Here is a 21,787-nt window from a genome sequence, read left to right as displayed (position 1 = left end):
GCTCCTCAAACAAACCTCACCAAAACGCAAAAAGCCGCCCTGGGGGCGGCTTTCAGAGGGTGTGACGCAATCTTGAATAGCGTCGGGCGCCGGCCCGTCAAGTCTCGCTGGCAGCAAGTTCCGGACGGATCGGCAGGCTGATGCTGATGAGCGCGCCCTTGCCCGGCGTGGAGCGGATATCGACCTCACCACCAAAGAACGTGGCACGCTCACGCAGGCCGCGCAGACCATAGGTCTTGTGGTTGTCGCGCCGCTCTTCGGGAATGCCCACGCCATCGTCACGCACGGTCAGCGCCACATGATCCTCATCGACATCGAGAATCACGTCGACCTTGCTGGCCTTGGCGTGCTTGGTCACGTTGTTGAGCATTTCCTGCAGCATGCGGTAGATGGCGATTTCCATCTCGTGGCCTACATCGACGTCTTCATCGGGCAGGCTGGCGTGGCAGGCGATGCCGGTGCGCTCGTGCAATTCATCGAGCTGTTCCGAGATCGCAGCCTTCAGCCCGAACAGGTCCAGGGTATTGGGACGCAGCTCGGTCTGGATGCGCCGGGTGGTGGCCACCAGCGACTTCATCAGACCTTGCATGCGGGTCTTGCGATCGGCCCATTTTTCATCCGGCGGCAGGATCTGGTAGACCCCTTCCAGGTGCATCGACAGGGCCGTCAGCGACGCCCCCATGTTGTCATGCAACTCGCGGGCGATGGCGCGCTTTTCTTCCTCGCGCACCGTTTCCAGGTGGTTGGTCAGTTCGCGCAGCAGCGCCGTACGTTCGATGACGGTCTTCTCCAGACGGCTCTCGCGCTCGCGCAATTCATCCTCGGCCTGCTTGCGTTCGGTGATGTCGGTGCTGATGCCGATCACCCCCTGCACGCTGCCATCCTTGCCGAACCACGGCACCTTGGCAGTCTGGAAGGTCACCACGCCTTCGGGCAGGTGGAGCGTCTGCTCCAGCTTCTCGGGCTTGCCCGAGGCCATGACGCGGCGATCATCACGGTCGACGGTATCGGCCTCTTCCTCGACCAGGAACAGTTCGCGGCTCGATCGGTACATGGTCTCTTCCCAAGTCTTGCCCAGCTTGTGCAGCGTGGCCGGGTTGGCGAAGATCATCAGGCCCTGGCGGTTCTTGACGAAGATCGGGTCGCTGGTACTTTCACTGACGGCATTGAGCAACGCACTGGTTTCGGCGAGCTTCTGGGCGTTGCGCGTGCGTTCGCCGTATTCGCTGTCGAGCCGGCTGGCCGAGCCCCAGAAGATGAAGAGCACGATCACGCCGTTGATCAGCGTCAGGGTCGGCAGCACCAGCTCCGGCAGGATCCAGCCATGCGTCATGCCCCAGTTCAGCAGCAGGCTGAAGGCCAGCAGCAGGAACAGGGTCTGCGGCAGCAGATGGCGCAGCATCTGGCCACCGGGCGCCATGCGCAGGATCACCGCCATGAGCGGATGCGAGGGACGCGCCATCAGCAAGGCCGCGCCCAGCAGCGCAAACACCAGCGACGACAGCAGAGAGATGGGCAGCGGGAAATCGAGATAGATGAACTGGCTTACGTCATACAGGTAGCCCACCAGAGGGATGCCCGACAGGCCCATGAGCGTGAAGGCGAGATATTCCGCCGGATAGTAGCCGCCCAGCAGACGCCAGTCATGCAGCAGCAAGGCCAGCGCCATCAGCACGAAACCGACTGACATCAAAGGAGGAACGGCCAGTGGCGAAATCGGATGCGCACCATCCAGCGGCAACCAGCCCAGCGTGTACATCACCCCCTGCACCAGCGAGGCCACACCCAGCACCAATAGCAATACCGCCAGGCCGACGGCCAGCTTGCGCACCGAAGGACGGCGCGCGCCGGAATGCATGCAGCGCAGATAGAGCGCCGAAGCGCCCAAGATGAAACCGCCCGCCGTCACCTCCCGCACGGCCAGCAGGCCCGAGAGCAGGCGGCGATATTCTTCGCCCAGCAGGCCGGTCACCAGCACCACCACGCCCAGCAGGATCACCGCCATGGACAGGCCCATGGCCAGCGTCACCATGCTGCTGTAATGCGCGTGTGACGCGGCAAAATACTCCACCGATGCGCTGTTCTGGAGATCGGCGGAGGACGGACGAAGGCCGTCATTGTTCTTCTGCATCGTCGAAAATCCCTTGCTTTGGTGCGACCCGTGCCGCCTGCGCGCCTTCTGTGGCGGCCTGCTTGCCATGATCGGTTCTGATTGTCTGATCCATCAAGGTCGCGCCGAACTGCCCTGGCGACATGCTGGGTAGCTGCACCACATGATGCAGCAAAAAAATAAATTTACATTCCGCCCGTCTGGGCCGGCCCCTGCGGCGGCGTATTGTTGCTCGATGAGGTGCGCCCCAGCTTGCCCGCTCTCTTCTGTGCCAGCTCTTCCAGCAAGTCACACAGCAGCGGCAATTCGGACGACTTGTCAAAGAAGTGCTGCACCCCGCATTGCACTCCCACGCGCCGATAGGTCGGACTCACATGATTGCTGAAGACTACCTTCACTTCGCTCTGGCGACGCGTATTGGAGCGCGCCAGGGACTGCAGCAGGCTCATGCCATTGCCCTGCTTCAACTGGATGTCCAGGATCAGAACGTCATAGCTGGTCTGCTGCAGATGGCGCAAGGCCTCCAGTTCGGTCTCGGCGTAGCCCACCAGGCGCACACCGGCGATTTCCGACAGGCTCTCCACGATCAGGTCCCGCACGTCCTCCGAATCCTCCACCAGGAAGATCCGCAAGGGCGTCCCGTCGCTGTCGCGCTGGGCCCTGCTGTTGAGATTGTCATCCATGATGCGCCGTACCACTCTTCCTTGCCTGCCGCCCGGCCAGAATGGCCAGAGACGGCGACATATCCGCCCGGGGGAAACCCGGCTCAGTCGATCAGATTGTTCTTGATCGCGTAATAAATGATGTCCGCGTTGTTGGTCATGCTCATCTTCTGCAGCACGCGCGAACGATAGGTACTTACTGTCTTGACCGACAGGCACAGCTCGTCGGCAATCTGCGTCACCCCCTGGCCTTGGCCGAGCTTGTAGAAGATCTCGTACTCGCGCTGCGACAAGGTTTCATGCAAAGGCTTTTCTGAATCCACCGGTTCGCTGGTTAGCAGCTCGGCCACGCCATAGCTGATGTACTTGTGCCCGCGCAGGATGGTGTTGATGGCGTTGACCAGTTCGGTTGCCAGCGCTTCTTTCTGCACGTAGCCGGAGGCACCGCTGCGCAGCACCTGCACCGCATAGCGGCTCTCGGGGTGCATCGACAGCATCAGTACCGGCAATTCCGGTTTTTCTCGCTTGATCTGCTTCAGCACTTCCACGCCACTCTTGTCGGGCATGGCGATATCGAGCAACACGATATCCCAGTCCTGGGTTCGCACCAGGCGAATGGCTTCTTCCGCCGTGCTGGCCTCGCCGCCGATTTCCATCGACGGAATTTCCGAAATGAAGTGGTGCACACCTGCCCGTACGACCGCGTGGTCATCGACTACAAGTATTTTTGTCATGGCATTTTTGAGCGGTGAATTGATACTTCAGCGCCGTTGGCGCTGCTTGGACCTGTTTTATGTTTGTACTCGATTCCGGCCCGGACCCTGCACATGATTCCGTACAGCAATCTGTACACGATTCACGCGCGTCCTGTGGCCGGCATCGCTGCCTCCCTGTCCTGACAGGCCGGCTGGCCTGCCCCTGCCTGGCAGCAACGGGTTCCAACTATACCTGACAGGCCCTGACCTGTCTTCTTGCGAAACGCACCGGATCGCCCCGATGCGCTTTGCAAGTGGCACGTCCACAAGCTGACAAAGCGCGGACCGGTCAACAGACCGGCCACGCGCTTGCAAGTTCCCAGCGTTATTGCTTCAGGCGCAGGTCATTACGCACCGAGACCACACCCTTGACGCCACGGGCCAGTTCGGTGGCGCGGGCAGCGGAGGTGGAGCTGGAAACGAAACCGGACAGCTGGACCACGCCCTTGTAGGTTTCGACGTTGATTTCAGCCGACTTCAGGTTCGGCTCGTTGAAGATGGCAGCCTTCACCTTGGTGGTGATGACGGCATCATCGACGTATTCGCCGGTGCCTTCCTTGCCCGGGCTGGATGCGCAGCCCACCAGGGAAACCATGAACAGGGCCAGGAAGAAACCGAGGAAACGCTTGGTCAGGGACATTTTGGTCAGCGACATGATGAAACTCCTTTGAGTTGGTTTGCGCAATCAGGTGACTGCGACAGGAACGAGATAAAGAATTTGCCTTGGATCCGCCCGGGCCCCTGGCCCGGTGCAAATCCACTGCCATTGCGCTCAATCGCGCGGGACAGGATTACTTGCCGAACTTGGCCTTGGCATTGGCCACGCACTTGTCCTTGGCGTCGCCGCTCATGGCATCGCACTTTTCCTTGGCGACGTCATAGTTGGCGTCGTTCTTGTCCTTCATGGCGTCCTTGTCGGCTTCCACGCCCTTGCGCTTGGCCTTGGCGTCAGCGATGGTGGATTCGTGGGCCGCCTTGGCTTCCTTCTCGCAGACGTCCTTGTCGTTGCCCTTCAAAGGACCGCACTTCTTCTTGGCCATCTTGTAGTCGGCATCGGCCTTGGACTTGTCGGCCTTGTATTGGGCCGCTGCCGGATCGGCTGCGAAGACTGCGCCATGCATGCCGATAGCGGCTGCGCCGAAGATCATGGTTGCGATGATTTTTTTCATTGTGTCCTTCCTCATGGTTTGCTTGGGTTGCGGCCTGGGGCCGTATTCTTATGCAGGCCGGCATGGTGACCGGCCTGCGTCCTGCACTTGCGCTTGCACTCACTCACACTCACACACTCCAACTCCTTGCCGTACCCTCGCCGAGACTGCGCGCCCGGCGGCGGTACGTCGACAAGCAGGGGCGCTTACTGGCGCAGATCCTTGTTGCGATCTTCCCAGTCGCGGATCTGCTTTTCCGCTTCGTCCTTGCTCACGCCGTAGGCTTCCTGCACGCGGCCGGCCAGCTGGTCGCGCTTGCCGGCGATGACGTCGAGGTCGTCATCGGTCAGCTTGCCCCACTGTTCCTTGGCCTTGCCCTTGAATTGCTTCCAGTTGCCTTCAACGATGTCCCAGTTCATGTCAGTCTCCTTGCAAAGTTGCGGGAACGAATTCCCGGAATGGTCGGCTGTTCCAGTGCGTTCTGAGCGGGCTTACAGGCCCAGCAGATCGCTCATGTCGTCTGCGTGCTCTTCTTCCTGCGCCATGATCTGGATCAGCAGGTGCTTGGTGGTCGGATCGTCGTCGCCGATGCGTTCGATCATCTGGCGATAGGCTTCGATGGCCACACGCTCTTCCACCAGGTTGGCGCGAATCATGTCCTTGATGTCTTCAGACTCGTCGTATTGCGCATGGCTGCGCTCGGCGATGGTCTTCGGGTTGAAATCGGGCTCGCCATTGAGTTGCACGATGCGCTCGGCAATCTGGTCGGCGTGGCTTTGCTCTTCCTGTGCGTGCGCCAGGAACTCGCCCTTGATCGCTTCCACGTTCAGGCCCTTGGCGGTGTAGTAGTGGCGCTTGTAGCGCATCACGCACAGCAGCTCGGTGGCCAGGGCATCGTTCAACATCGCCACGACTTCTTCGCGGTTGCCGCGATAGCCTTCGGTGACGGCACCGTCATCGATCTTCTTGGCGGCGGCACGGATGGCGTCCTTGTCGAGGTGGAAGCTCTGCTTGCTCTTGACGTCGGTCTTCGGTGGATTCTTGGTCATGGTCATTCCTTCTCTCCGGTTTCTTGACTAATGCGCGCTTCGGCTTTCATCGCCGGCAGCGCGCCTGGCTGGATCCGGACTGGCCCAAGGGCTGCACCGGTTTCCGGGAAAATGCTTTGCTCAGTGCTCAGTAGCGGTCCGCGCTGCGGCCCACGGCCAGACCGACCAACAGGCCGATGCCGGTGCCGATGGCGACGGCACGCCACGGGTTGGACTGCACGTAATCGTCGGTGCTGGTGACGATCTGGCGGCCGGTTTCCACGACCGCAGCCTGCGCATCCTGCGCGGTGTTGAGGGCCTGCTCCAGCAGATCCTGGGCACTGGCGCGCAGATCGTCGGCCTTCTTGCCCGTGGCGTTGGCGGCCTCGGCGAACAGGTCCTGAGCTTGTTGCAGCAGGGATTGCACGTCGGTACGGGCGGTCTTGAACTTGTTGGCTTGCATGCTTGGCCTCCTTGTATGCGTTACGGTTTGATCGGGGCGGCGTGGATGATCCGGCCACCCGGGGTGAGGCGTTCTCACGGTGTTACTCACATCAGGTACTGCAGCACGATCAGCATCAGCACCGGCACACCCAGAAGCCATCCGAGCACGAGCTTGTCCATGATCTCCTCCCTTGTTCTTGGTCATGCCGGGCGGTTGCGGACTGACTCGACGCAATTTCCGGCGCCTTCGTTGATGCTGTGCTGCTGCTGTGTTGCCTTGTATGACCTGGTCTGTTACCTGTATTGCACGGTGCTGCTTTCGCGCTATCCGCTCGATGCCTGATGCGGGCTGTCGCTTGCTTCGGCGAGTCAGGTGCACGATACCGATGCCTTGTTGCGCTTTGTATCGGAGTCAGCCCGATTGGCGTGTAGGACAAAGGCCCATCAACCTGCGTTGCCGCCCGTCACCGCACGCGACGGCGGGCCGCCGGCGGCGGGCTGCCGCCCTCATCTTCCCAACGCTGCAGGGCGATCTCCTGCTGGCGCTGGTCGCGGCGCTGCGCCTGGCGAGCCAGCATGCGCAGGCTGGCACCAACGGCCACACCGGCGATACCGGCGGCCCACAACAATCTCTTTCCGAAACTCATCAATGCTCTCCTTCGGTTTGCGTCGCAACGGCGTCGCCTTACAGCGAACCCGCACGCTGGCGCAGCGAGCGCTTGATCAGATCCTGCGCTTCGCCGACGGCGTGCATGATGCGACCATCCATCTGGCGGCGCTGTGCGGCACGCTGCAGTTGCACGTTGCCCAGCACCGATCCCACGCTTTCCTGGAACTTGCCGAGGGCAAAGTTGAACTGGCCGGTGATCGTCTTCTTGTTCATGATGCGGTTCCTCGTGGTCAAGAGTTCAACATGGATTGAAAGGGGCGGTGCAGGTCTTACGTGAACTTGTCCGCGATCTGCAGTGGCGGCTTTTTGCTGCTCGGCTGTGACCGTGAACATCATGGGAAAAATGATAGCGAGCGCCTACTGTTCTGCTCTATAGGACGGCGGCCGATTGTTTTGTAGGACAAAGCGGAAAGCCTTGTCAGCATTGGCGTTTCGGCGGGTCGGGTGGTGCTCACCGTAGCGTTTCAGGCAGCAAAAAGCTGGGCCGTTTCCTACATCGGCTTGCGGTCCCGTCCGATGGAAATCGATACGCCCGGATCCTAGGATGGAAGCGTGCAATGACGGTCCCGTTTCGTCCGGCAGGTGAGCAAGGGGAGAACCGGATCGTTGACCATTTACCTGAACCCGACAAGGAGAACATCATGGGCAAGTATTTCCTCGCATGGCTGTGTGGCGTCCCGGCATTCCTGCTGGTGCTGATCTATTTCTTCGTCCACTGATCGACTCAATGCCGCCTCCATTTGCACCCGCGCTGCAGCGGTGCCTGATGAGGGCGAGCCACAAGAAAGGAAGACAACATGACCAACGACCACCTGATTTCCACCCTGAACGACCTGATCCAGATTTCCATCGATGGCGAAAAAGGCTTCCGTGCCTGCGCAGATGATGCACAGGAACGCTATATCCCCTACAAGGAAACCTTCAGGGAACGCGCGACGGCCTGCGCCCAGGCCGCGCTGGACCTGCAGGACCTGGTGCAGCGCCTGGGCGGCGAACCGGCCAGCCACAGTACGCTGGGCGGCACGCTGCACCGCCAGTGGGTGAACCTGAAAAGCGCCATCACCGGACGTGATGACGAAAGCATTCTGGACGAATGCGAACGCGGCGAGGATGCCGCCGTCAACGCCTATCGCAAGGCCTTGAGTGAAGAGCTGCCGACCGATATTCGCCTGGTCATCGAGCGCCAGTATCAGGGCGTGCTGGCCAACCACGACAAGGTGCGCAGTCTGCGCAATGAGGTGCGGGCACGCAAGAGCGAAAATAATTAATGCGATTAAGCTAGCGAGCGAAAGTGCTAGCTTATCGCTTTAACTTCTCATATCTGAATTTTGTTGGAGTGTACCGGTTTATTTTCTGCCCGATATAACCCAACAACTACGTCCCACGGACTACGGGGTAGCCCCTTCAAAAACAAGCTCTCTAGTGATCTACCAAATAGACCGGCTTCAACGCATCGATTAATTCAGAAAAAATTTTTACCGGAGACGTGAATTCGCTTTGATTTGGTTCCTCCGTCCTTTTTCAGAAATGGAATGGTGAGCATCTTCTAATGCCCGAATGGCAGTCATGAGATTTTTCAGAACCGCCTCATCTCGTTCTGCAGCCGCAATTTCTTCATCCGCTTTTTTAGACGTTATCTTTCGCTTAGTTTTATTTCCGAAACTGGCTATCACATTAGGTGCCAGCTCTACATCAACTAGCCAGGGCGAGCGTGTACGAAAAGGAATGGGACTTTCTCGGCGAGAGTTATTGAGAATGCGCAATTCCATAATCGAAATATCGGCGAGAGCCTCGCTATCTCGATTTAAGCCGTTAATTAAAACATTCAAACCGAACCCATTAAATTGTCTCAAGACAGCGTCCCCTCCAAGAATCGCTGTGCATGCACAGTAGGAAGCTGCGACTCCACCGCCATTTAGGTCATTCTTCTTTGCCAATTCGAGAAAATCGAACGACCCTGGCGCAATTAAACTAATCAAGAATCCCTTTTCTAATGCTGTGGCTTTACCAAATAGCGTTGGCTCAGAAAGCATTTCCATCACCAGATCAAATCGCTTCTCTCTACTATTGGAACTTCCAATTTCTTCGGTAACTTGACTCAAAGACTGCTTTAAAAGGTCGGGCGCGTCTCCATCACGCCTTATCGAAGAAATAAATTGAATTTCACGTGCTAGAGAATACGGAGAAATAAATTCAAAACCACCTAGCTTTGACAATTCAAACAAAAAATTACTCAAATCAGCGATGCCGAGCATAGCCTCCGTATTGACGTTATTCCCGGTCAACATCGAAGCCTCAGCCCAACGCTTCACAATCTTTTCAACCCCATCTATTTTCGAGCTATGTGCTAGCGATTGCGCACAAGCAAAAGAAAGCGTCCGACGAACACCATCCATGCCCACCTGATTTAAATCCGACTCGACGCCCACGGTAGTGAAAAGCTCTCCTATCACCAAACCGATAAATCCCAAAGTAGCGGGATAACTTAACTGCTCCCGTCCGTCACGGAATTCAATATCTTCAATATTCCAAACTTTTGTAAAAGCAGTAACTGGGGCAATACCACCCGGCAGAGAAAGCATCTTAGATAGAAAGTTCATCAAGACCGTGTCTGAGCCTATAAGAATGACAGGAACTCCTGTAATATCTGCACCGCCGTTTGGCCAGACAGCACGAATTTTTCGCTCTGGAAGTAAGCCGCCCATATCCCTAGCATCGATGGGGCGCGCACGTGTGCGTAAGTCAGCCATCTTTCCGAAGTTACGAATCAGTTCGCTAACTTCTATATTCAAACCACGAAACTCTTTCATAGCGCTTTTCCAAAGATACGTTTAACAGTGACTTTCTCGCTATTTGGTTTTGCTAGTGCAGACGCAAAAAACGGGTGCAGCGCATTTTCGTGATAGATGTTCAGCGCTGTTTTTGCTCGCGTAACAGCCATAAACGCGACGCGCCTTTCCTGTTGCTGAAAATCTTTAAAATCATCCGCAGCAACAATATGTGCGCATCGAAACTCAAGCCCTTTAGAAGAATGAACTGTACTAACCCAAATACGTAATTCGGGAGCAAAATCGGGAGACATAGCATTCGTAACATGTGGACGAAGCTCTAAATTTTTTAGAAGCTCCGCCACAACGTACTCAACATCCTTCCGATGAGGCACTAAAACCCCAATGATCTGACCAGGATAAACTGCCAGTTGCTTAATGAGCTTAGAGACTAGCCGGATTAACTGCTCTGAAAATGGTATGCCGGACTGCACATCAACCGATCCGACATCACCTTTATATTGATGGGTTTCCATCATTGGGACGTGATCAAACTTTCCGTTCATAATCTTGTCCGCCACATCGATAATTGCCGGCGCGACTCTATGGTGGAATTTTAAATTGATCGATTTACTCCAAGAAAATTCACGCAACCACGTTGCTCCGCTCACTCCAGCACCATAGATTCCTTGTCGTAAATCACCTGCACATGTCAGATTTCTGGCCAGGTATTTAAACACCGTGAGGACTTCTTTGGAATAGTCTTGTGCTTCGTCAATGAAAAGAATGGGGTAGCTATCTTTTCCCACACCAGCTTTCATCATCGCATCCATCCCCGCCAATAGCGCCGCATCTCTTTCAGAATAAGATTCTCCTTTTATTCTCGGAGGGAGGAAGCCATGATCACCTAACACCTGCTCAAATAGTCTGTGTTGGGTAATTATTCTGTTCTCTGGAAATGAGTAGATGGTCGCGCCCGTACGAATAAATTTCTGCAATAAGCTTGTAAAGCATATGATATAAAACTCGTGTTCAGGGGACGCTATAACCATATGGTTTGCGCGCAGCAACAGAAGGTTTGTTTTACCGCTTCCGGGCGGCCCCGAGAGAAAAAGATCTTCGGTCAGATCAACACTCAGAACTTCAAGCTGCTCTTCCAGCAAATCCCGCTCTTCAACCCACCAAGTTCCTGACATTACTCGTCACCTCCATTAACTTGACCAATTAGCTCCTCAAAAATTGTCAGCATCCACTCTTGGAACGTGCTGGAGAAACCATCCAGTTTATCTAAACTGGGGCCCAAGTGATTCCAACCAACTTCAGTATCTGTATGCCCCTTAGAAGCACGGACGTAGATATCTAGAATACTTCGCTCTCCGTTGAGCCCTATAGCAACCTGAATGCGAACCGGCGATGAAATCCCTATTGAAGACATTGACTCAAACACATAGGTCATGGCAGGGCTAGGATATGCCCCCCCGTCCACGAATGTCGAGCGAGCAGGGACGAGCTCACCAAGTTCTGCTAGCGCACCATCGAACTGGAATCGCGCAGATCTTATCGACTCCTGCAGTCGAATTTGCGCCAATCTCCGTTCTTCATAATTTTCAAGTACGTCCGCCCGCATTTGGGATTTCCCTAATCGAAGCTGTCTTTGAAGAGCATCACGACGTGCCTCAAGCGATGGCTTCTTTAACGCACTATCAGAGAATTTAAAGTCATCCCATCGTACCAGCTCCAGTCTTTCATCCGGTCGCTTTACCAGACATCGCTTCGCGAGATTACATAGCTGCGGATCTACATCATCAGTCCTTAGCACTACATCTTCGTTATCAATAGCCGAGACTAAGTTGGCGTGCCTTGCGGTCGCATGATGAAAAATCGGTTTCTGCGTAATGAGATCATGCAAAACTGCCCCGATTTGATAAAACGTTATGGCACGCCATCCATCCAAAGTATCTTTCTCTTTGCCGTGGATCATCTCCGGCGGACTATATTGATGTGTTCCGATAAATGCCTTAGATACTTGGAGTGAAGTGGCCGAATCGTCGCCATGAGGTTTTACGACTCCAAAGTCTAATAAGGTCAAAGAAGTAGATTGTTCATTTATGTGGATGTTATCCGGCTTAATATCCCGGTGCGTCAGCCCCCAGTTCTCCAATTGTTCAGCTGCACGAGCCAACTGTTCTATAAGCATTGGTATATTCTTGCGAGGAATCGACATAAGCTGGGTCGATAACGGTCGGCCACCAGCTAATTCCATCGCTACATACAAATGGCCAGTCGCCTCACAGGCTCCGGCATCCAAAATACTAATAAGGTTTGGATGCTTTTTATCAATCAGCTCTTTTTCACGATTAATTCGAATTAGCTGGGCGTCTCTACCATAGGCTTCGATCAAGCCGGAATGAAACACCTTTAAAGCGGACACCTTTCCGCCACGTCTTGCCTTCAAAAGCACTGCAGATTTTCCGTGTGCCAAATATTCCAATAACTCCCACCCTCCCACTTCTCCTTTTGACAGCAACGAATCCGCAAAAACTTGCGCCTCAGCAAAATCCATCTCCCCTTCCCCCTAACGCAACTAAACAAGACAGTATTGAAAGCGCTCAGCGACAATCATTACCTCGTTTCCGCTTACCGCTGCAGCGGTCAAATCGCCATTTTTCTCGTGAACAAAATCTAAAGACTCAAGATCCGCCTTAATCTTTTCGAGGGTCGCTTCGGGCGAACTCCAGTAAAACTGATAATAACCGAATAAGTCTTTACATTTCGCGCTGTAACAAACTGTGTAATCTCCAAGTGGCGCAATTGCGATGAGTGTTGAATCTTTCGTGACGTATCCTGCCGCCACTGATCGATCCCCAGTACAAAATAGTGCGTCCCCCCGGTAGCCAATATTAAAGCTCTCAATAAACCAATCATTTATCGCGTTATGAACATGCATCGGCATATCGCGCGGCCTTCTAGCGCGAAGTATGTTTGGATTCAAAAAAATACCGGCTTGACCTTTCAAATATCTATTTGACTGCGCGCGGTAAAGATATGGGGCTTTAAATATCATTTTTCGGACTTTGATTAAGTTAAGTCAGTTATTTATTTTAGCTACGCTGGCAATCAAGGAATAAGGCGATTTTGTGATGGGCCAAGAACAATATGCAACATATGTTCATTATCTTTTCATTGAGGCAACGCATTAAAATTATAGTCGCGTCTTTCTGTCCGAAATAGCTCGTCTCCTGGGAAATTAGCTTCCCCAAAACAAAAAGCGCAGCCTCGGCTGCGCTTTTTTCTTCGATCCATCAAAAATGATTTATATCATTTAAGAATTATTGGCTCGACTTACCCCTCACCCAGATAAGCCGCCTTCACCCGCGGATCATCCAGCATCTGCTGCGCCTGCCCTTCCATGGTGATCAGGCCCGACTCCATCACGTAGCCGCGATGCGCCGCCTGCAGCGCCAGCTTGGCGTTCTGTTCCACCAGCAGGATGGTGATCCCCTGCGCCGACACATTGCGGATCACTTCAAAAATCTTCTCCACCATGATCGGCGACAGGCCCATCGAGGGTTCATCCAGCAACAGCAGCTTGGGATGGCTCATCAGCGCGCGCGCCATGGCCAGCATCTGCTGCTCGCCACCCGACAAAGTGCCCGCCATCTGCGCCGCACGTTCCTTCAGGCGCGGGAAGACCTCGAACCAGCGGTCGACGTCGGCCTGGATCTGGCCCTTGTCATTGCTGGTGTAGGCGCCCATCAACAGGTTTTCCTGGATGCTCATGCGCGTGAAGACGCCACGGCCTTCCGGTACCATCGCCAGCTTGTCCTTGACCAGCTCGAAGGACTTCTTGCCCTTGAGCGGATTGCCCATGTAATACACGTGGCCGTCGACCTTGCTGCTGGGCAGCGTGCCGGTGATGGCTTTGAGGGTGGTGGTCTTGCCGGCGCCATTGGCACCAATCAGGGTAACCAGTTCACCGTCGTTGACTTCCAGGCTGATGCCCTTGACGGCCTTGATGCCGCCATAGGCCACGCTCAGTTGGTCGACTTTGAGAATGTTCGTTGTCATGTTCTGTGGTCTCGCTTAATGTCCTGCACCGAGGTAGGCCTCGATCACCGCCGGGTTCTTCTGCACGTCGGCCGGCACCCCTTCGGCAATCGGCTTGCCATAGTCCAGCACCGTGATGCGGTTGCACAGGCCCATCATCAGCTTCACGTCGTGTTCGATCAGCAGGATGGTCTTGCCTTCGGCCTGGATCTTCACCAGCAGCTCGCGCAAGGCCAGTTTCTCGGTAGCGTTCATGCCAGCCGCCGGTTCGTCCAGCGCCAGCAGTTGCGGATCGGTCGCCAGAGCGCGCGCGATTTCCAGGCGGCGCTGGTCGCCATACGACAGGTGACGCGCAGTACGCTTGGCGAACTGGCCGATGCCCACGAAGTCCAGCAGTTGCTGCGACTTGGCGCGGATCGCCGCTTCTTCGTCACGCGCTGCCTTGTGGCGGAACACGGCACCGAAAACATTTTGCTTGGTGCGCACGTGACAACCGACCATCACGTTTTCCAGCACGGTCATTTCACCGAACAGACGAATGTTCTGGAAGGTGCGGGCGATGCCGGCCTTGGCCACCTCGTGCGGGGCGCTCGGCGAATAGGGCTTGCCGTCCAGTTCGAAGCTGCCGGTATCGGGTTGGTACAGGCCCGTGATGACGTTGAAGAACGTGGTCTTGCCGGCACCGTTGGGGCCGATCAGGCCATAGATCTGGCCGCGCTCGATGGTGATGCCCACGCCATTCAAGGCTTGCAGGCCGCCGAAACGCTTGCTGACGTCACGGATCTTGAGCAGTGTTTGTGTCATGTTCTGTGCTCCAGATTAAGCTTTGACTTCGCCGGTGGTACCGACTTTGGTGTGGTCCACTTCGGGACGGTCTTCATGGCGCGGCGAGGGCCACAGGCCAGCCGGACGGGTCAGCATGATGATCACCATGGCCAGGCCGTAGAGCAGCTGGCGCAGCACTTCCGCATCGATCCACACCTTGCCGAAGATGGCCATCTGCAGCGGCTCCACCACGTGGCGCAGCACTTCCGGCAGCGCCGCCAGGATCACGCCACCCAGCACCACGCCCGGAATGTGGCCGATGCCGCCCAGCACCACCATGGCCAGCACGGCGATGGATTCGGTCAGGGAGAAGGATTCAGGCGAAACAAAACCCTGGAAGGCACCGAACATGGCACCGGCCACGCCACCAAACGAAGCGCCCATGGCGAAGGCCAGCAGCTTGACATTGCGCGTGTTGATGCCCATCGCCTTGGCGGCGATTTCATCTTCACGGATCGCCACCCAGGCACGGCCCAGGCGCGAATCCTGCAGGCGGCTCGAGAAGAAGATCACGAAGATGCACAGCACCAGGAACAGGTAGTAGTACGCGTTCACCGAGGGCAGGTTCATGCCGAAGATCTTCAGCATCGAACCCGAACCCGGTTCACCGGCCAGCGACACGCCGAACACGCGAATCGGGTCGATCAGGTTGATGCCCTGCGGACCGTTGGTGATGTTCACCGGCGCGTTCAGGTTGTTCATGAAGATACGGATGATCTCGCCGAAGCCCAGCGTCACGATGGCCAGGTAGTCACCGCGCAGCTTCAGGGTCGGCGCACCCAGGAGCGCACCGAAGAGCGCCGCCAGCACGCCCGAGATCGGCACGATCAGCCACAGCGACAAGTGGATGCCGTTCTGCACGATCTGCGGACCGCACAGCCAGACCAGGAAATTGCCGATGGCCGGATAGGTGTTGATGAAGGATTCGATCACCTGCGCGAACTGCGGCGAGGCCAGCAAACCAGCGGTGTAGGCACCGATGGCATAGAAGGCGATGTAGCCCAGGTCCAGCAGGCCGGCAAAACCCACCACCACGTTCAGGCCCAGGGCCAGCATGATGTAGAGCAGCGCCATATCCATGATGCGCACCCACGAATTGCCGAAATGCTGGGCGATCATGGGGAAGATGATCATCAGCGCCAACAGCGCCAGCAGGCTGAACCGCGCCTGCTGGGGGTTGCGCTTCATGTCGAAGGTCATGAGAGCCATAGTGTTCTCTTCCGATTTCTTAAGTTTCTAAGTTTCTGTTTTTAAGTTTTTAAGGTTTTAAATCTTAAAAACTCAGGCCCGATCCGCCACACGCTCACCCATGATCCCGGACGGACGCAAGGTCAACACGATGATCAGCACGATGAAGGCGAAGATGTCCTGATAATTGCTGCCCAGGAAGTTGCCGGTCAGGTCGCCGATGTAACCGGCACCCAGACTCTCGATCAGGCCCAGCAGGATGCCGCCCAGCATGGCGCCGTAGATGTTGCCGATACCACCCAGCACGGCCGCCGAGAAGGCCTTCAGGCCCGGCACGAAGCCCATGGCGAATTGCGCGGTGGAATAGTTGGCAGCCCACATCACGCCGGCAATCGCGGCCAGTGCCGCGCCGATGGCGAAGGTGACGATGATGACGCGGTTGGCATCCACGCCCATCAAACCGGCGATGCGCGGGTTCTCGGCAGTGGCGCGCATGGCGCGGCCCATCTTGGTCTTCTCCACGATCAGCACCAGGCCGATCATCGCGGCCAGGGCCAGGATGAGCAGCATGATCTGGGTCGGCGAGATCAGGGCACCGGCGATGTTGACCGGGGTCGAGGGCATGATCTGCGGGAACGGCAGCGGGCTGCGGCCCCAGATCATCATGGCGAAGGTCTGCAGCAGGATCGACACGCCGATGGCGGTGATCAGCGGCGCCAGGCGCGGCGCGTTGCGCAGCGGACGGTAAGCGATGCGTTCGATCAGCAGGCTGACGATCACGCACACCGGAATGGCACCGACGATGGCAATGATCAGCTTGACGATGCCCGGCAGGTCAGGCGCGACCTGCTGCACCAATTTGAGGATCGACAGGCCGACCATGGCGCCCACCATCAGGATGTCGCCGTGGGCAAAGTTGATCAGGTTCAGCACCCCGTACACCATGGTGTAGCCCAGGGCGATCAGTGCGTACATGCTGCCTAGCACCAATCCGTTGATGATCTGCTGGATGAAAATGTCCATGAATAACTCTTCGATCTAAATGGAAACAAGAAAAACACGTGGGTCTGCACCAAAGCGGACACCGCGCGAAAGCATGTCGATTAGCAAAATCCGTTCCCGAAACCCGGGATCGCGTTATCACTCTTCATAAAAAGGGTGCACGCGTTCCCGACGAGCAGGGCTCGCTGACGGAGGGAATGGAGGGAAATTCAGCCGCAGTAGCCGTGCGGGCGGCTTGGGCCGGAGCTGGCGCATCGACTGGGCGGGCGCCCGGGAGGTCTTCGCCGGAGGCACCGGGCGAGGCCGGTGGGCAGATGCTCGTACATATGGATGTCTCCCGTCTCTGGTTGACGCCGCGTTGGCGACGCCCTGCCCTCTTTGTGAGGGCTAGCGCTCGGCCGCCTTTTGGGCGGTCCGTCGATAATGGTGCGGAATTATACGCAGAAGATTCCAACAATCGAGCACAAACAATCGCCTGTTACAGAAGAAAGTGCGGTAAGACCAATGAATTGTCGGCGACTTCACAACACCTGTCGCGGAAATGAAGAAGGCCTGCATCAGCAGGCCTCTTTGCGCAAACGCCGGACGTGATTTTCGTCCGAATCTTCACCCTTTGTCACAGGGCTGATTCAGGCTCATGCCGATTCGGCCGAGGGCGTGCGGGTACCCAAGCCCTTGGGCAAGGGGAAGGTGACGTTTTCTTCAATACCGTCCAGGATGCGCACGCTGCGCGCACCGATTTCCTTGATGCGATCGATCACGGCCTGCACCAGCACTTCCGGTGCCGATGCACCGGCCGTGACGCCGATGCGCTGGCGGCCTTGTACCCATTGCGGGTCGATCAGGGCGGCGTTGTCGACCATGAAGGCGGGCACGCCCTTCTTCTCGGCCAGTTCGCGCAGGCGGTTGGAGTTGGAGCTGTTGGGGCTGCCGACCACGATCACCACTTCCACCTGCGGGGCCATGAACTTCACGGCTTCCTGGCGGTTGGTGGTGGCGTAGCAGATGTCGCCCTTCTTGGGTTCGGCAATGGCCGGGAAGCGCGCGCGCAGGGCGGCGATGATGTCGGCCGTGTCATCCACCGACAGTGTGGTCTGGGAAACATAGGCCAGCAGTTCGGGATCGGCCACCTGCAGACGCTGGACGTCTTCCACCGTCTCCACCAGGTGCATGCCGGCCTCGGTCTGGCCCATGGTGCCTTCCACCTCGGGGTGGCCGGCGTGGCCGATCATGATGATCTCGCGGCCCTCGCGGCGCATCTTGGCCACTTCCATATGCACTTTCGTGACCAGCGGGCAGGTGGCATCGAACACCGTCAGGCCGCGCTCGGCCGCCTCGGCCTGGATCGCCTTGGACACGCCGTGGGCCGAGAAGATGACCGTATTGCCGGCCGGCACGTCGGCCAGCTCCTCAATGAAGACCGCGCCCTTGGCCCGCAGGTCATTGACCACATAGGCGTTGTGCACGATTTCATGGCGCACGTAGATGGGTGCGCCGAACTGCGCCAGCGCACGTTCGACGATTTCGATGGCGCGGTCCACGCCCGCACAGAAACCACGGGGCTGGGCCAGCAGGATTTCAGATTCGGCTTGTTCCATGGTCATGGTCATTTCCTTGATTCTTCAAAACATTGCGAGGGCCAACTCGCCAAATGACGAGGCTCTTACAGGATTCCGATGATTTTTACTTCGAACTTCAGCGTTTGCCCGGCCAGCGGGTGATTGAAGTCGAAAATTGCGCCATCATCATCGATCGCTCGCAGGATGCCGGCGAAGCGGCCGCCACCGGGGGCGGCGAAGTCGACCAGGTCACCGACGCGATAGTCCTCATCCATGGACGAGTTTTCTTCCAGCGTGGCACGCGAGATGCGCTGGATCAGCTCTTCGCTGCGCTCACCGAAAGCCTGGGCCGGGCTCAGTTCAAAGGTCTGCTGCGTGCCTTCGGGCAGGCCCAGCAGGCAGGCTTCGAGGAAGGGAGCCAGCTGGCCCTGGCCGAACTGCAGGGTGGCCGGATTTTCGTTGAAGGTGCTGACGATGTCTTCGCCGTCCAGCGAGGCCAGGCGGTAATGCAAGGTGAGATAGGCGTTTTCGGTGACGACGGGGACGGTTGGGCTGGACATGGCTGGGAACGGGCTTGGAAGCGGGAAGGTGCACAAGAGCCCGCTATTGTAAGCCACGTTGGCCCGCTCTGCCGCTGTCAGCTGCATCCGGCTGCGCTGGCGGCGGGCGCATCGGACACTTCCTTGCGGCGGCGCAAGCGCACTGCGGCGGTGCCGGGCTTCTGTTGGATGGTTGCAGCGGGACCGGCTGCCGTCTTTCCTCTCGAACGCAATATGAAAGGAGATTCATCTCATGACCATGTCCATTGTCGATTGGCCCGCCGCACAGCGGCCACGCGAACGTCTGTTGGAGCTGGGCCCGGCCTGCCTCTCCGATGCGGAATTGCTGGCCATCTTTCTGCGCGTGGGCACACCGGGCAAGAGCGTCATGGAACTGGCCATGGATCTGCTGCACCGCTTCGGCTCGCTCGAAGGCCTGTGCAAGGCCGTTCAGCGCGAACCCAGTCTGGGCAACGGCCTCGGCCCGGCCAAATGCGCCCAGCTATCGGCCTCTCTGGAGTTGGCCAAGCGCGCCATCCACAGCGATCTGAAGCAGGCATCGGCCCTCAATTCCACGCGCGTCGTGGGCGAATACCTGAAGCTGACCTTCTTCGGCAAGGAACATGAATGTTTCGTCGCCCTCTTCCTGAACATGCGCAACAACCTGCTCGGGACGGAAGAATTGTTCAGGGGCTCGCTGAATCAGACCACGGTCCATCCCCGGGAAGTGGTCAAGATGGCGCTGCGTTACAACGCCGCTTCGGTCATCGTGGCCCACAACCACCCTTCAGGCGACCCGCGGCCCAGTGACTCCGATCTGCGCCTGACCAAGACACTCAAGCAAGCCCTCGAGCTCATCGAGGTGGAATTGCTGGACCACATCGTGGTGGCCGGAACACGCCTGTATTCCTTTGCCGACCACGGCAAGGTGTGAACCGCAACCAGCCAGATCGGCCGCAAAGCCTTTACAGGACTGGGATTGCGCCATTAAGGGCGACAGTGGAAAAACAATGTTTCTTCAATTGTTAAATCAATGGACCCCATCAAGACACAATTGTTTTTCGCAAGTCATTGAAAAAGCAGAGTTTTTTCCATATACTCTCGTTTTTCCCAAATTCGGAAATTTTTAAGGAGTCTCACATGGCACGTGTCTGCCAAGTCACCGGGAAGGGGCCGATGGTCGGCAACAACGTTTCCCATGCAAACAACAAGACCAAGCGTCGTTTTCTGCCCAACCTGCAGAACCGCCGCATTTTCGTCGAATCCGAGAACCGCTGGGTTTCGCTGCGTTTGTCCAACGCCGGCCTGCGCGTGATCGACAAGATCGGCATCGATGCCGTTCTGGCCGATCTGCGTGCTCGTGGCGAAAAAGTCTAATTAGCAGAGTAAAGGAAATCTATCATGGCGAAATCCGGCCGCGACAAAATCAAACTGGAGTCGACCGCAGGTACTGGTCACTTCTACACCACCACCAAGAACAAGCGTACTACGCCCGAAAAGATCAGCATCATGAAGTTCGATCCCAAGGCGCGCAAGCACGTCGAATACAAGGAAACCAAGATCAAGTAATTGATCCCGGTCTCCCGATGAAAAACCCGCAGAATACTCTGCGGGTTTTTTATTGCCTGCTCACGTTGAACGCATTGCGCCGGTCAGCCCGCTGCGCACCGCAGCCCTCCCCTCCCGTTTCGGTTTTTTGACAAAAACCTTCAGGCCTGTACTGGCCGATGACGAAAAAAATCCCCGCAGATCGCTCTGCAGGGATGTCTTCATGCTTTTCCTTCACTTCCGGCTTTTACCCCGGAGCAGCGGCCTGGTCAAAGCCGATCAGGCGTAGCTGCGCAGGCGCAGGGCGAAGTCACGCAAGGCCTTCACGCCGGATGCCTCGGCGCGGGTGCACCAGTCCTGCAGTTGCTGCAGCAGCTGTTCGCGGGTCGAGTGCGAACGCTCCCAGATGGCGCTCAGTTCGATGCGCATCTCATGCATGGTCTGCAGCGCCTTGCTGTGGGCGAACAGTTCCGACAGTTGCTGCTTCTGGCCATCTTCCAGACGGGCCGGCTCACGCTGCAGCAGCTTCCTGGAGGACTTCAGGAAACGCGATTCCAGCTGGGCCTTCTCGATCAGGTGATCCAGCTCGTCCTTCCAGGCGCTCTTGAGCGAACGGGCGTACTTGGCGGTCACGTCGTAACGGTTGGCGATCACGGACTGCAGGGTATCGAAGTCGATCACCGATTTCTGGCTGTCGAACTTGGGCACCGGTGCCACCTTCTTGACCTTGGCCAGGCCGAAGGTCTCCAGGATGCGGATGTACATCCAGCCGATGTCAAATTCATACCACTTGGCCGAGAACTTGGCCGAGGTGCCGAAGGTGTGGTGATTGTTGTGCATTTCCTCGCCGCCGATGATGATGCCGATCGGGAACAGGTTGGTCGCTGCATCGTTGCAATCGTAGTTGCGATAGCCCCAGAAGTGGCCCAGGCCGTTGACCACGCCAGCCGCCCAGAACGGGATCCAGGCCATCTGCACGGCCCACACGGTCAGACCGATGGCGCCGAACAGCAGCACGTCGATGATCAGCATGATGCCCACACCCTGCCAGCCGTACTTGCTGTAGATGTTGTGTTCAATCCAGTCATCCGGGGTGCCGTGACCGAACTTCTCCATGGTCTCGGCGTTCTTGGACTCACTGCGGTACAGCTCGGCACCCTGCCACATCACCTTGTGGATGCCGCGGGTCTGCGGGCTGTGCGGATCTTCTTCGGTCTCGCACTTGGCGTGGTGCTTGCGGTGGATGGCGGCCCATTCCTTGGTCACCATGCCGGTGGTCATCCACAGCCAGAGACGGAAGAAGTGGCTGGGGATCGCGTGCAGTTCGAGCGCGCGATGCGCCTGGCAACGATGCAGGTAGAGAGTCACGCCCACGATGGTGATGTGGGTCATCACCAGTGTGTAAATGACAATCTGCCAACCGGACGCGTGCAGCAGGCCGTTGGCAACAAAGTCGAGGATCGCATCAAGGGTCATCAGTACAACTCCAAATAG

At 57.1% G+C, this 21,787-nt stretch carries 28 protein-coding genes; 5 read left to right on the top strand and 23 right to left on the bottom strand.

All coding sequences use genetic code 11. The features are described from left to right. Positions 1-97: 97 nt before the first annotated feature. From E2K99_RS05830 to E2K99_RS05785, 11 genes are all read right to left on the bottom strand, one after another. Positions 98-2,131 (bottom strand): PAS domain-containing sensor histidine kinase, encoded by a 2,034-nt coding sequence (locus E2K99_RS05830; protein WP_134221629.1) that lies wholly within the window; start codon positions 2,129-2,131, stop codon positions 98-100. Next, entirely contained in the window at positions 2,115-2,255 is a 141-nt protein-coding gene (locus tag E2K99_RS25445) for a hypothetical protein (RefSeq protein ID WP_166675041.1), read from the bottom strand. Before E2K99_RS25445 ends, E2K99_RS05830 begins: the two co-directional genes overlap by 17 nt. Before the next feature lie 40 nt (positions 2,256-2,295). Continuing rightward, positions 2,296-2,793 (bottom strand): response regulator, encoded by a 498-nt coding sequence (locus E2K99_RS05825; RefSeq protein ID WP_240733860.1) that lies wholly within the window; start codon positions 2,791-2,793, stop codon positions 2,296-2,298. An 83-nt stretch (positions 2,794-2,876) separates the two neighbouring features. Continuing rightward, on the bottom strand, positions 2,877-3,506 hold the full coding sequence (locus tag E2K99_RS05820) for a response regulator (RefSeq protein WP_006464715.1): 630 nt from the start codon (positions 3,504-3,506) through the stop codon (positions 2,877-2,879). A gap of 346 nt (positions 3,507-3,852) precedes the next feature. After that, positions 3,853-4,182 carry a BON domain-containing protein gene (locus E2K99_RS05815; RefSeq protein WP_008326489.1) on the bottom strand — a complete coding sequence of 110 codons (330 nt, stop codon included), beginning with the start codon at positions 4,180-4,182 and terminating at the stop codon, positions 3,853-3,855. Positions 4,183-4,318: 136 nt separating this feature from the next. Continuing rightward, positions 4,319-4,696, bottom strand: coding sequence for a hypothetical protein (locus E2K99_RS05810; RefSeq protein ID WP_039788833.1), 378 nt, complete (start codon positions 4,694-4,696; stop codon positions 4,319-4,321). A 185-nt stretch (positions 4,697-4,881) separates the two neighbouring features. Continuing rightward, positions 4,882-5,094 carry a CsbD family protein gene (locus E2K99_RS05805; protein ID WP_034338221.1) on the bottom strand — a complete coding sequence of 71 codons (213 nt, stop codon included), beginning with the start codon at positions 5,092-5,094 and terminating at the stop codon, positions 4,882-4,884. A 72-nt stretch (positions 5,095-5,166) separates the two neighbouring features. Next, positions 5,167-5,730 (bottom strand): ferritin-like domain-containing protein, encoded by a 564-nt coding sequence (locus E2K99_RS05800; protein ID WP_034338218.1) that lies wholly within the window; start codon positions 5,728-5,730, stop codon positions 5,167-5,169. Positions 5,731-5,851: 121 nt separating this feature from the next. Next, positions 5,852-6,166, bottom strand: coding sequence for an ElaB/YgaM/YqjD family protein (locus tag E2K99_RS05795; protein WP_134221628.1), 315 nt, complete (start codon positions 6,164-6,166; stop codon positions 5,852-5,854). A 445-nt stretch (positions 6,167-6,611) separates the two neighbouring features. Beyond that, entirely contained in the window at positions 6,612-6,794 is a 183-nt protein-coding gene (locus tag E2K99_RS05790) for a hypothetical protein (RefSeq protein WP_134221627.1), read from the bottom strand. A 38-nt stretch (positions 6,795-6,832) separates the two neighbouring features. Further along, the gene (locus tag E2K99_RS05785) at positions 6,833-7,030 is read right to left on the bottom strand and encodes a CsbD family protein (RefSeq protein ID WP_034338209.1); all 198 of its coding nucleotides are present in this window, start codon (positions 7,028-7,030) and stop codon (positions 6,833-6,835) included. 344 nt (positions 7,031-7,374) lie between these two features. On the opposite strand from E2K99_RS05785, the gene E2K99_RS25440 reads away from it, so the two are divergent. Next, positions 7,375-7,536, top strand: a complete 162-nt coding sequence (locus E2K99_RS25440) for a hypothetical protein (RefSeq protein ID WP_158601235.1) — start codon at positions 7,375-7,377, stop codon at positions 7,534-7,536. A gap of 78 nt (positions 7,537-7,614) precedes the next feature. Beyond that, positions 7,615-8,085: a PA2169 family four-helix-bundle protein gene (locus E2K99_RS05780; protein WP_134221626.1), complete on the top strand. Its 471-nt coding sequence runs from the start codon at positions 7,615-7,617 to the stop codon at positions 8,083-8,085. A gap of 207 nt (positions 8,086-8,292) precedes the next feature. Here the strand turns inward: E2K99_RS05780 and E2K99_RS05775 are convergent, their stop codons facing one another. The 10 genes from E2K99_RS05775 to E2K99_RS05730 all read right to left on the bottom strand — a co-directional run bounded on the left by E2K99_RS05775 (position 8,293) and on the right by E2K99_RS05730 (position 18,766). Next, positions 8,293-9,627, bottom strand: a complete 1,335-nt coding sequence (locus tag E2K99_RS05775; RefSeq protein ID WP_134221625.1) for a hypothetical protein — start codon at positions 9,625-9,627, stop codon at positions 8,293-8,295. Continuing rightward, positions 9,624-10,781 (bottom strand): ATP-binding domain-containing protein, encoded by a 1,158-nt coding sequence (locus tag E2K99_RS05770; RefSeq protein ID WP_134221624.1) that lies wholly within the window; start codon positions 10,779-10,781, stop codon positions 9,624-9,626. The genes E2K99_RS05775 and E2K99_RS05770 overlap by 4 nt, the downstream gene beginning before the upstream one ends. After that, positions 10,781-12,148 carry a protein kinase domain-containing protein gene (locus E2K99_RS05765; protein WP_134221623.1) on the bottom strand — a complete coding sequence of 456 codons (1,368 nt, stop codon included), beginning with the start codon at positions 12,146-12,148 and terminating at the stop codon, positions 10,781-10,783. The genes E2K99_RS05770 and E2K99_RS05765 overlap by 1 nt, the downstream gene beginning before the upstream one ends. 21 nt (positions 12,149-12,169) lie before the next feature. Then, positions 12,170-12,649: a hypothetical protein gene (locus E2K99_RS05760; RefSeq protein ID WP_134221622.1), complete on the bottom strand. Its 480-nt coding sequence runs from the start codon at positions 12,647-12,649 to the stop codon at positions 12,170-12,172. 278 nt (positions 12,650-12,927) lie between these two features. Then, on the bottom strand, positions 12,928-13,653 hold the full coding sequence (locus E2K99_RS05755) for an ABC transporter ATP-binding protein (RefSeq protein WP_034331852.1): 726 nt from the start codon (positions 13,651-13,653) through the stop codon (positions 12,928-12,930). A 15-nt stretch (positions 13,654-13,668) separates the two neighbouring features. Then, entirely contained in the window at positions 13,669-14,436 is a 768-nt protein-coding gene (locus E2K99_RS05750; RefSeq protein WP_034338203.1) for an ABC transporter ATP-binding protein, read from the bottom strand. A gap of 15 nt (positions 14,437-14,451) precedes the next feature. Next, positions 14,452-15,666, bottom strand: coding sequence for an ABC transporter permease subunit (locus E2K99_RS05745; RefSeq protein ID WP_134221073.1), 1,215 nt, complete (start codon positions 15,664-15,666; stop codon positions 14,452-14,454). Positions 15,667-15,738: 72 nt separating this feature from the next. Further along, the gene (locus E2K99_RS05740) at positions 15,739-16,668 is read right to left on the bottom strand and encodes a branched-chain amino acid ABC transporter permease (protein ID WP_034338197.1); all 930 of its coding nucleotides are present in this window, start codon (positions 16,666-16,668) and stop codon (positions 15,739-15,741) included. Between the two features lie 614 nt (positions 16,669-17,282). After that, complete coding sequence (ispH, locus tag E2K99_RS05735) at positions 17,283-18,251, bottom strand: 4-hydroxy-3-methylbut-2-enyl diphosphate reductase (protein WP_134221621.1); 969 nt, start codon at positions 18,249-18,251, stop codon at positions 17,283-17,285. Positions 18,252-18,310: 59 nt separating this feature from the next. Beyond that, a complete protein-coding gene (locus E2K99_RS05730; protein ID WP_039785208.1) occupies positions 18,311-18,766 on the bottom strand; it encodes an FKBP-type peptidyl-prolyl cis-trans isomerase in 456 nt (151 codons plus the stop codon). Between the two features lie 238 nt (positions 18,767-19,004). Between E2K99_RS05730 and radC the strand changes: the two genes are divergently transcribed. The 3 genes from radC to rpmG all read left to right on the top strand — a co-directional run bounded on the left by radC (position 19,005) and on the right by rpmG (position 20,314). After that, on the top strand, positions 19,005-19,679 hold the full coding sequence (radC, locus tag E2K99_RS05725; RefSeq protein WP_034338236.1) for a RadC family protein: 675 nt from the start codon (positions 19,005-19,007) through the stop codon (positions 19,677-19,679). A gap of 206 nt (positions 19,680-19,885) precedes the next feature. Then, on the top strand, positions 19,886-20,122 hold the full coding sequence (gene rpmB / locus E2K99_RS05720; protein WP_006463730.1) for a 50S ribosomal protein L28: 237 nt from the start codon (positions 19,886-19,888) through the stop codon (positions 20,120-20,122). Positions 20,123-20,146: 24 nt separating this feature from the next. After that, positions 20,147-20,314, top strand: coding sequence for a 50S ribosomal protein L33 (rpmG, locus tag E2K99_RS05715; protein ID WP_006463731.1), 168 nt, complete (start codon positions 20,147-20,149; stop codon positions 20,312-20,314). Between the two features lie 60 nt (positions 20,315-20,374). On the opposite strand, the gene E2K99_RS25435 is transcribed toward rpmG, so the two are convergent. Then, positions 20,375-20,518, bottom strand: a complete 144-nt coding sequence (locus E2K99_RS25435) for a hypothetical protein (protein WP_166675040.1) — start codon at positions 20,516-20,518, stop codon at positions 20,375-20,377. Positions 20,519-20,572: 54 nt separating this feature from the next. Next, positions 20,573-21,769 (bottom strand): DesA family fatty acid desaturase, encoded by a 1,197-nt coding sequence (locus E2K99_RS05710; protein ID WP_121044028.1) that lies wholly within the window; start codon positions 21,767-21,769, stop codon positions 20,573-20,575. Positions 21,770-21,787 lie beyond the last annotated feature (18 nt).

Origin of the sequence: Herbaspirillum huttiense (assembly GCF_004367745.1) — a bacterium.
In the GTDB taxonomy this organism is placed as follows: Bacteria; Pseudomonadota; Gammaproteobacteria; order Burkholderiales; family Burkholderiaceae_D; genus Herbaspirillum; species Herbaspirillum huttiense.
This window is presented reverse-complemented; position numbering and strand designations above follow the sequence as displayed.

What these genes read in the sequence shown, in the direction of transcription:
- E2K99_RS05830 (WP_134221629.1), bottom strand. Translation starts at nt 2,131, where the DNA reads ATGCAGAAGAACAATGACGGCCTTCGTCCGTCCTCCGCCGATCTCCAG.
- E2K99_RS25445 (WP_166675041.1), bottom strand. Translation starts at nt 2,255, where the DNA reads ATGTCGCCAGGGCAGTTCGGCGCGACCTTGATGGATCAGACAATCAGA.
- E2K99_RS05825 (WP_240733860.1), bottom strand. Translation starts at nt 2,793, where the DNA reads ATGGATGACAATCTCAACAGCAGGGCCCAGCGCGACAGCGACGGGACG.
- E2K99_RS05820 (WP_006464715.1), bottom strand. Translation starts at nt 3,506, where the DNA reads ATGACAAAAATACTTGTAGTCGATGACCACGCGGTCGTACGGGCAGGT.
- E2K99_RS05815 (WP_008326489.1), bottom strand. Translation starts at nt 4,182, where the DNA reads ATGTCGCTGACCAAAATGTCCCTGACCAAGCGTTTCCTCGGTTTCTTC.
- E2K99_RS05810 (WP_039788833.1), bottom strand. Translation starts at nt 4,696, where the DNA reads ATGAAAAAAATCATCGCAACCATGATCTTCGGCGCAGCCGCTATCGGC.
- E2K99_RS05805 (WP_034338221.1), bottom strand. Translation starts at nt 5,094, where the DNA reads ATGAACTGGGACATCGTTGAAGGCAACTGGAAGCAATTCAAGGGCAAG.
- E2K99_RS05800 (WP_034338218.1), bottom strand. Translation starts at nt 5,730, where the DNA reads ATGACCATGACCAAGAATCCACCGAAGACCGACGTCAAGAGCAAGCAG.
- E2K99_RS05795 (WP_134221628.1), bottom strand. Translation starts at nt 6,166, where the DNA reads ATGCAAGCCAACAAGTTCAAGACCGCCCGTACCGACGTGCAATCCCTG.
- E2K99_RS05790 (WP_134221627.1), bottom strand. Translation starts at nt 6,794, where the DNA reads ATGAGTTTCGGAAAGAGATTGTTGTGGGCCGCCGGTATCGCCGGTGTG.
- E2K99_RS05785 (WP_034338209.1), bottom strand. Translation starts at nt 7,030, where the DNA reads ATGAACAAGAAGACGATCACCGGCCAGTTCAACTTTGCCCTCGGCAAG.
- E2K99_RS25440 (WP_158601235.1), top strand. Translation starts at nt 7,375, where the DNA reads ATGACGGTCCCGTTTCGTCCGGCAGGTGAGCAAGGGGAGAACCGGATC.
- E2K99_RS05780 (WP_134221626.1), top strand. Translation starts at nt 7,615, where the DNA reads ATGACCAACGACCACCTGATTTCCACCCTGAACGACCTGATCCAGATT.
- E2K99_RS05775 (WP_134221625.1), bottom strand. Translation starts at nt 9,627, where the DNA reads ATGAAAGAGTTTCGTGGTTTGAATATAGAAGTTAGCGAACTGATTCGT.
- E2K99_RS05770 (WP_134221624.1), bottom strand. Translation starts at nt 10,781, where the DNA reads ATGTCAGGAACTTGGTGGGTTGAAGAGCGGGATTTGCTGGAAGAGCAG.
- E2K99_RS05765 (WP_134221623.1), bottom strand. Translation starts at nt 12,148, where the DNA reads ATGGATTTTGCTGAGGCGCAAGTTTTTGCGGATTCGTTGCTGTCAAAA.
- E2K99_RS05760 (WP_134221622.1), bottom strand. Translation starts at nt 12,649, where the DNA reads ATGATATTTAAAGCCCCATATCTTTACCGCGCGCAGTCAAATAGATAT.
- E2K99_RS05755 (WP_034331852.1), bottom strand. Translation starts at nt 13,653, where the DNA reads ATGACAACGAACATTCTCAAAGTCGACCAACTGAGCGTGGCCTATGGC.
- E2K99_RS05750 (WP_034338203.1), bottom strand. Translation starts at nt 14,436, where the DNA reads ATGACACAAACACTGCTCAAGATCCGTGACGTCAGCAAGCGTTTCGGC.
- E2K99_RS05745 (WP_134221073.1), bottom strand. Translation starts at nt 15,666, where the DNA reads ATGGCTCTCATGACCTTCGACATGAAGCGCAACCCCCAGCAGGCGCGG.
- E2K99_RS05740 (WP_034338197.1), bottom strand. Translation starts at nt 16,668, where the DNA reads ATGGACATTTTCATCCAGCAGATCATCAACGGATTGGTGCTAGGCAGC.
- ispH (WP_134221621.1), bottom strand. Translation starts at nt 18,251, where the DNA reads ATGACCATGGAACAAGCCGAATCTGAAATCCTGCTGGCCCAGCCCCGT.
- E2K99_RS05730 (WP_039785208.1), bottom strand. Translation starts at nt 18,766, where the DNA reads ATGTCCAGCCCAACCGTCCCCGTCGTCACCGAAAACGCCTATCTCACC.
- radC (WP_034338236.1), top strand. Translation starts at nt 19,005, where the DNA reads ATGTCCATTGTCGATTGGCCCGCCGCACAGCGGCCACGCGAACGTCTG.
- rpmB (WP_006463730.1), top strand. Translation starts at nt 19,886, where the DNA reads ATGGCACGTGTCTGCCAAGTCACCGGGAAGGGGCCGATGGTCGGCAAC.
- rpmG (WP_006463731.1), top strand. Translation starts at nt 20,147, where the DNA reads ATGGCGAAATCCGGCCGCGACAAAATCAAACTGGAGTCGACCGCAGGT.
- E2K99_RS25435 (WP_166675040.1), bottom strand. Translation starts at nt 20,518, where the DNA reads ATGAAGACATCCCTGCAGAGCGATCTGCGGGGATTTTTTTCGTCATCG.
- E2K99_RS05710 (WP_121044028.1), bottom strand. Translation starts at nt 21,769, where the DNA reads ATGACCCTTGATGCGATCCTCGACTTTGTTGCCAACGGCCTGCTGCAC.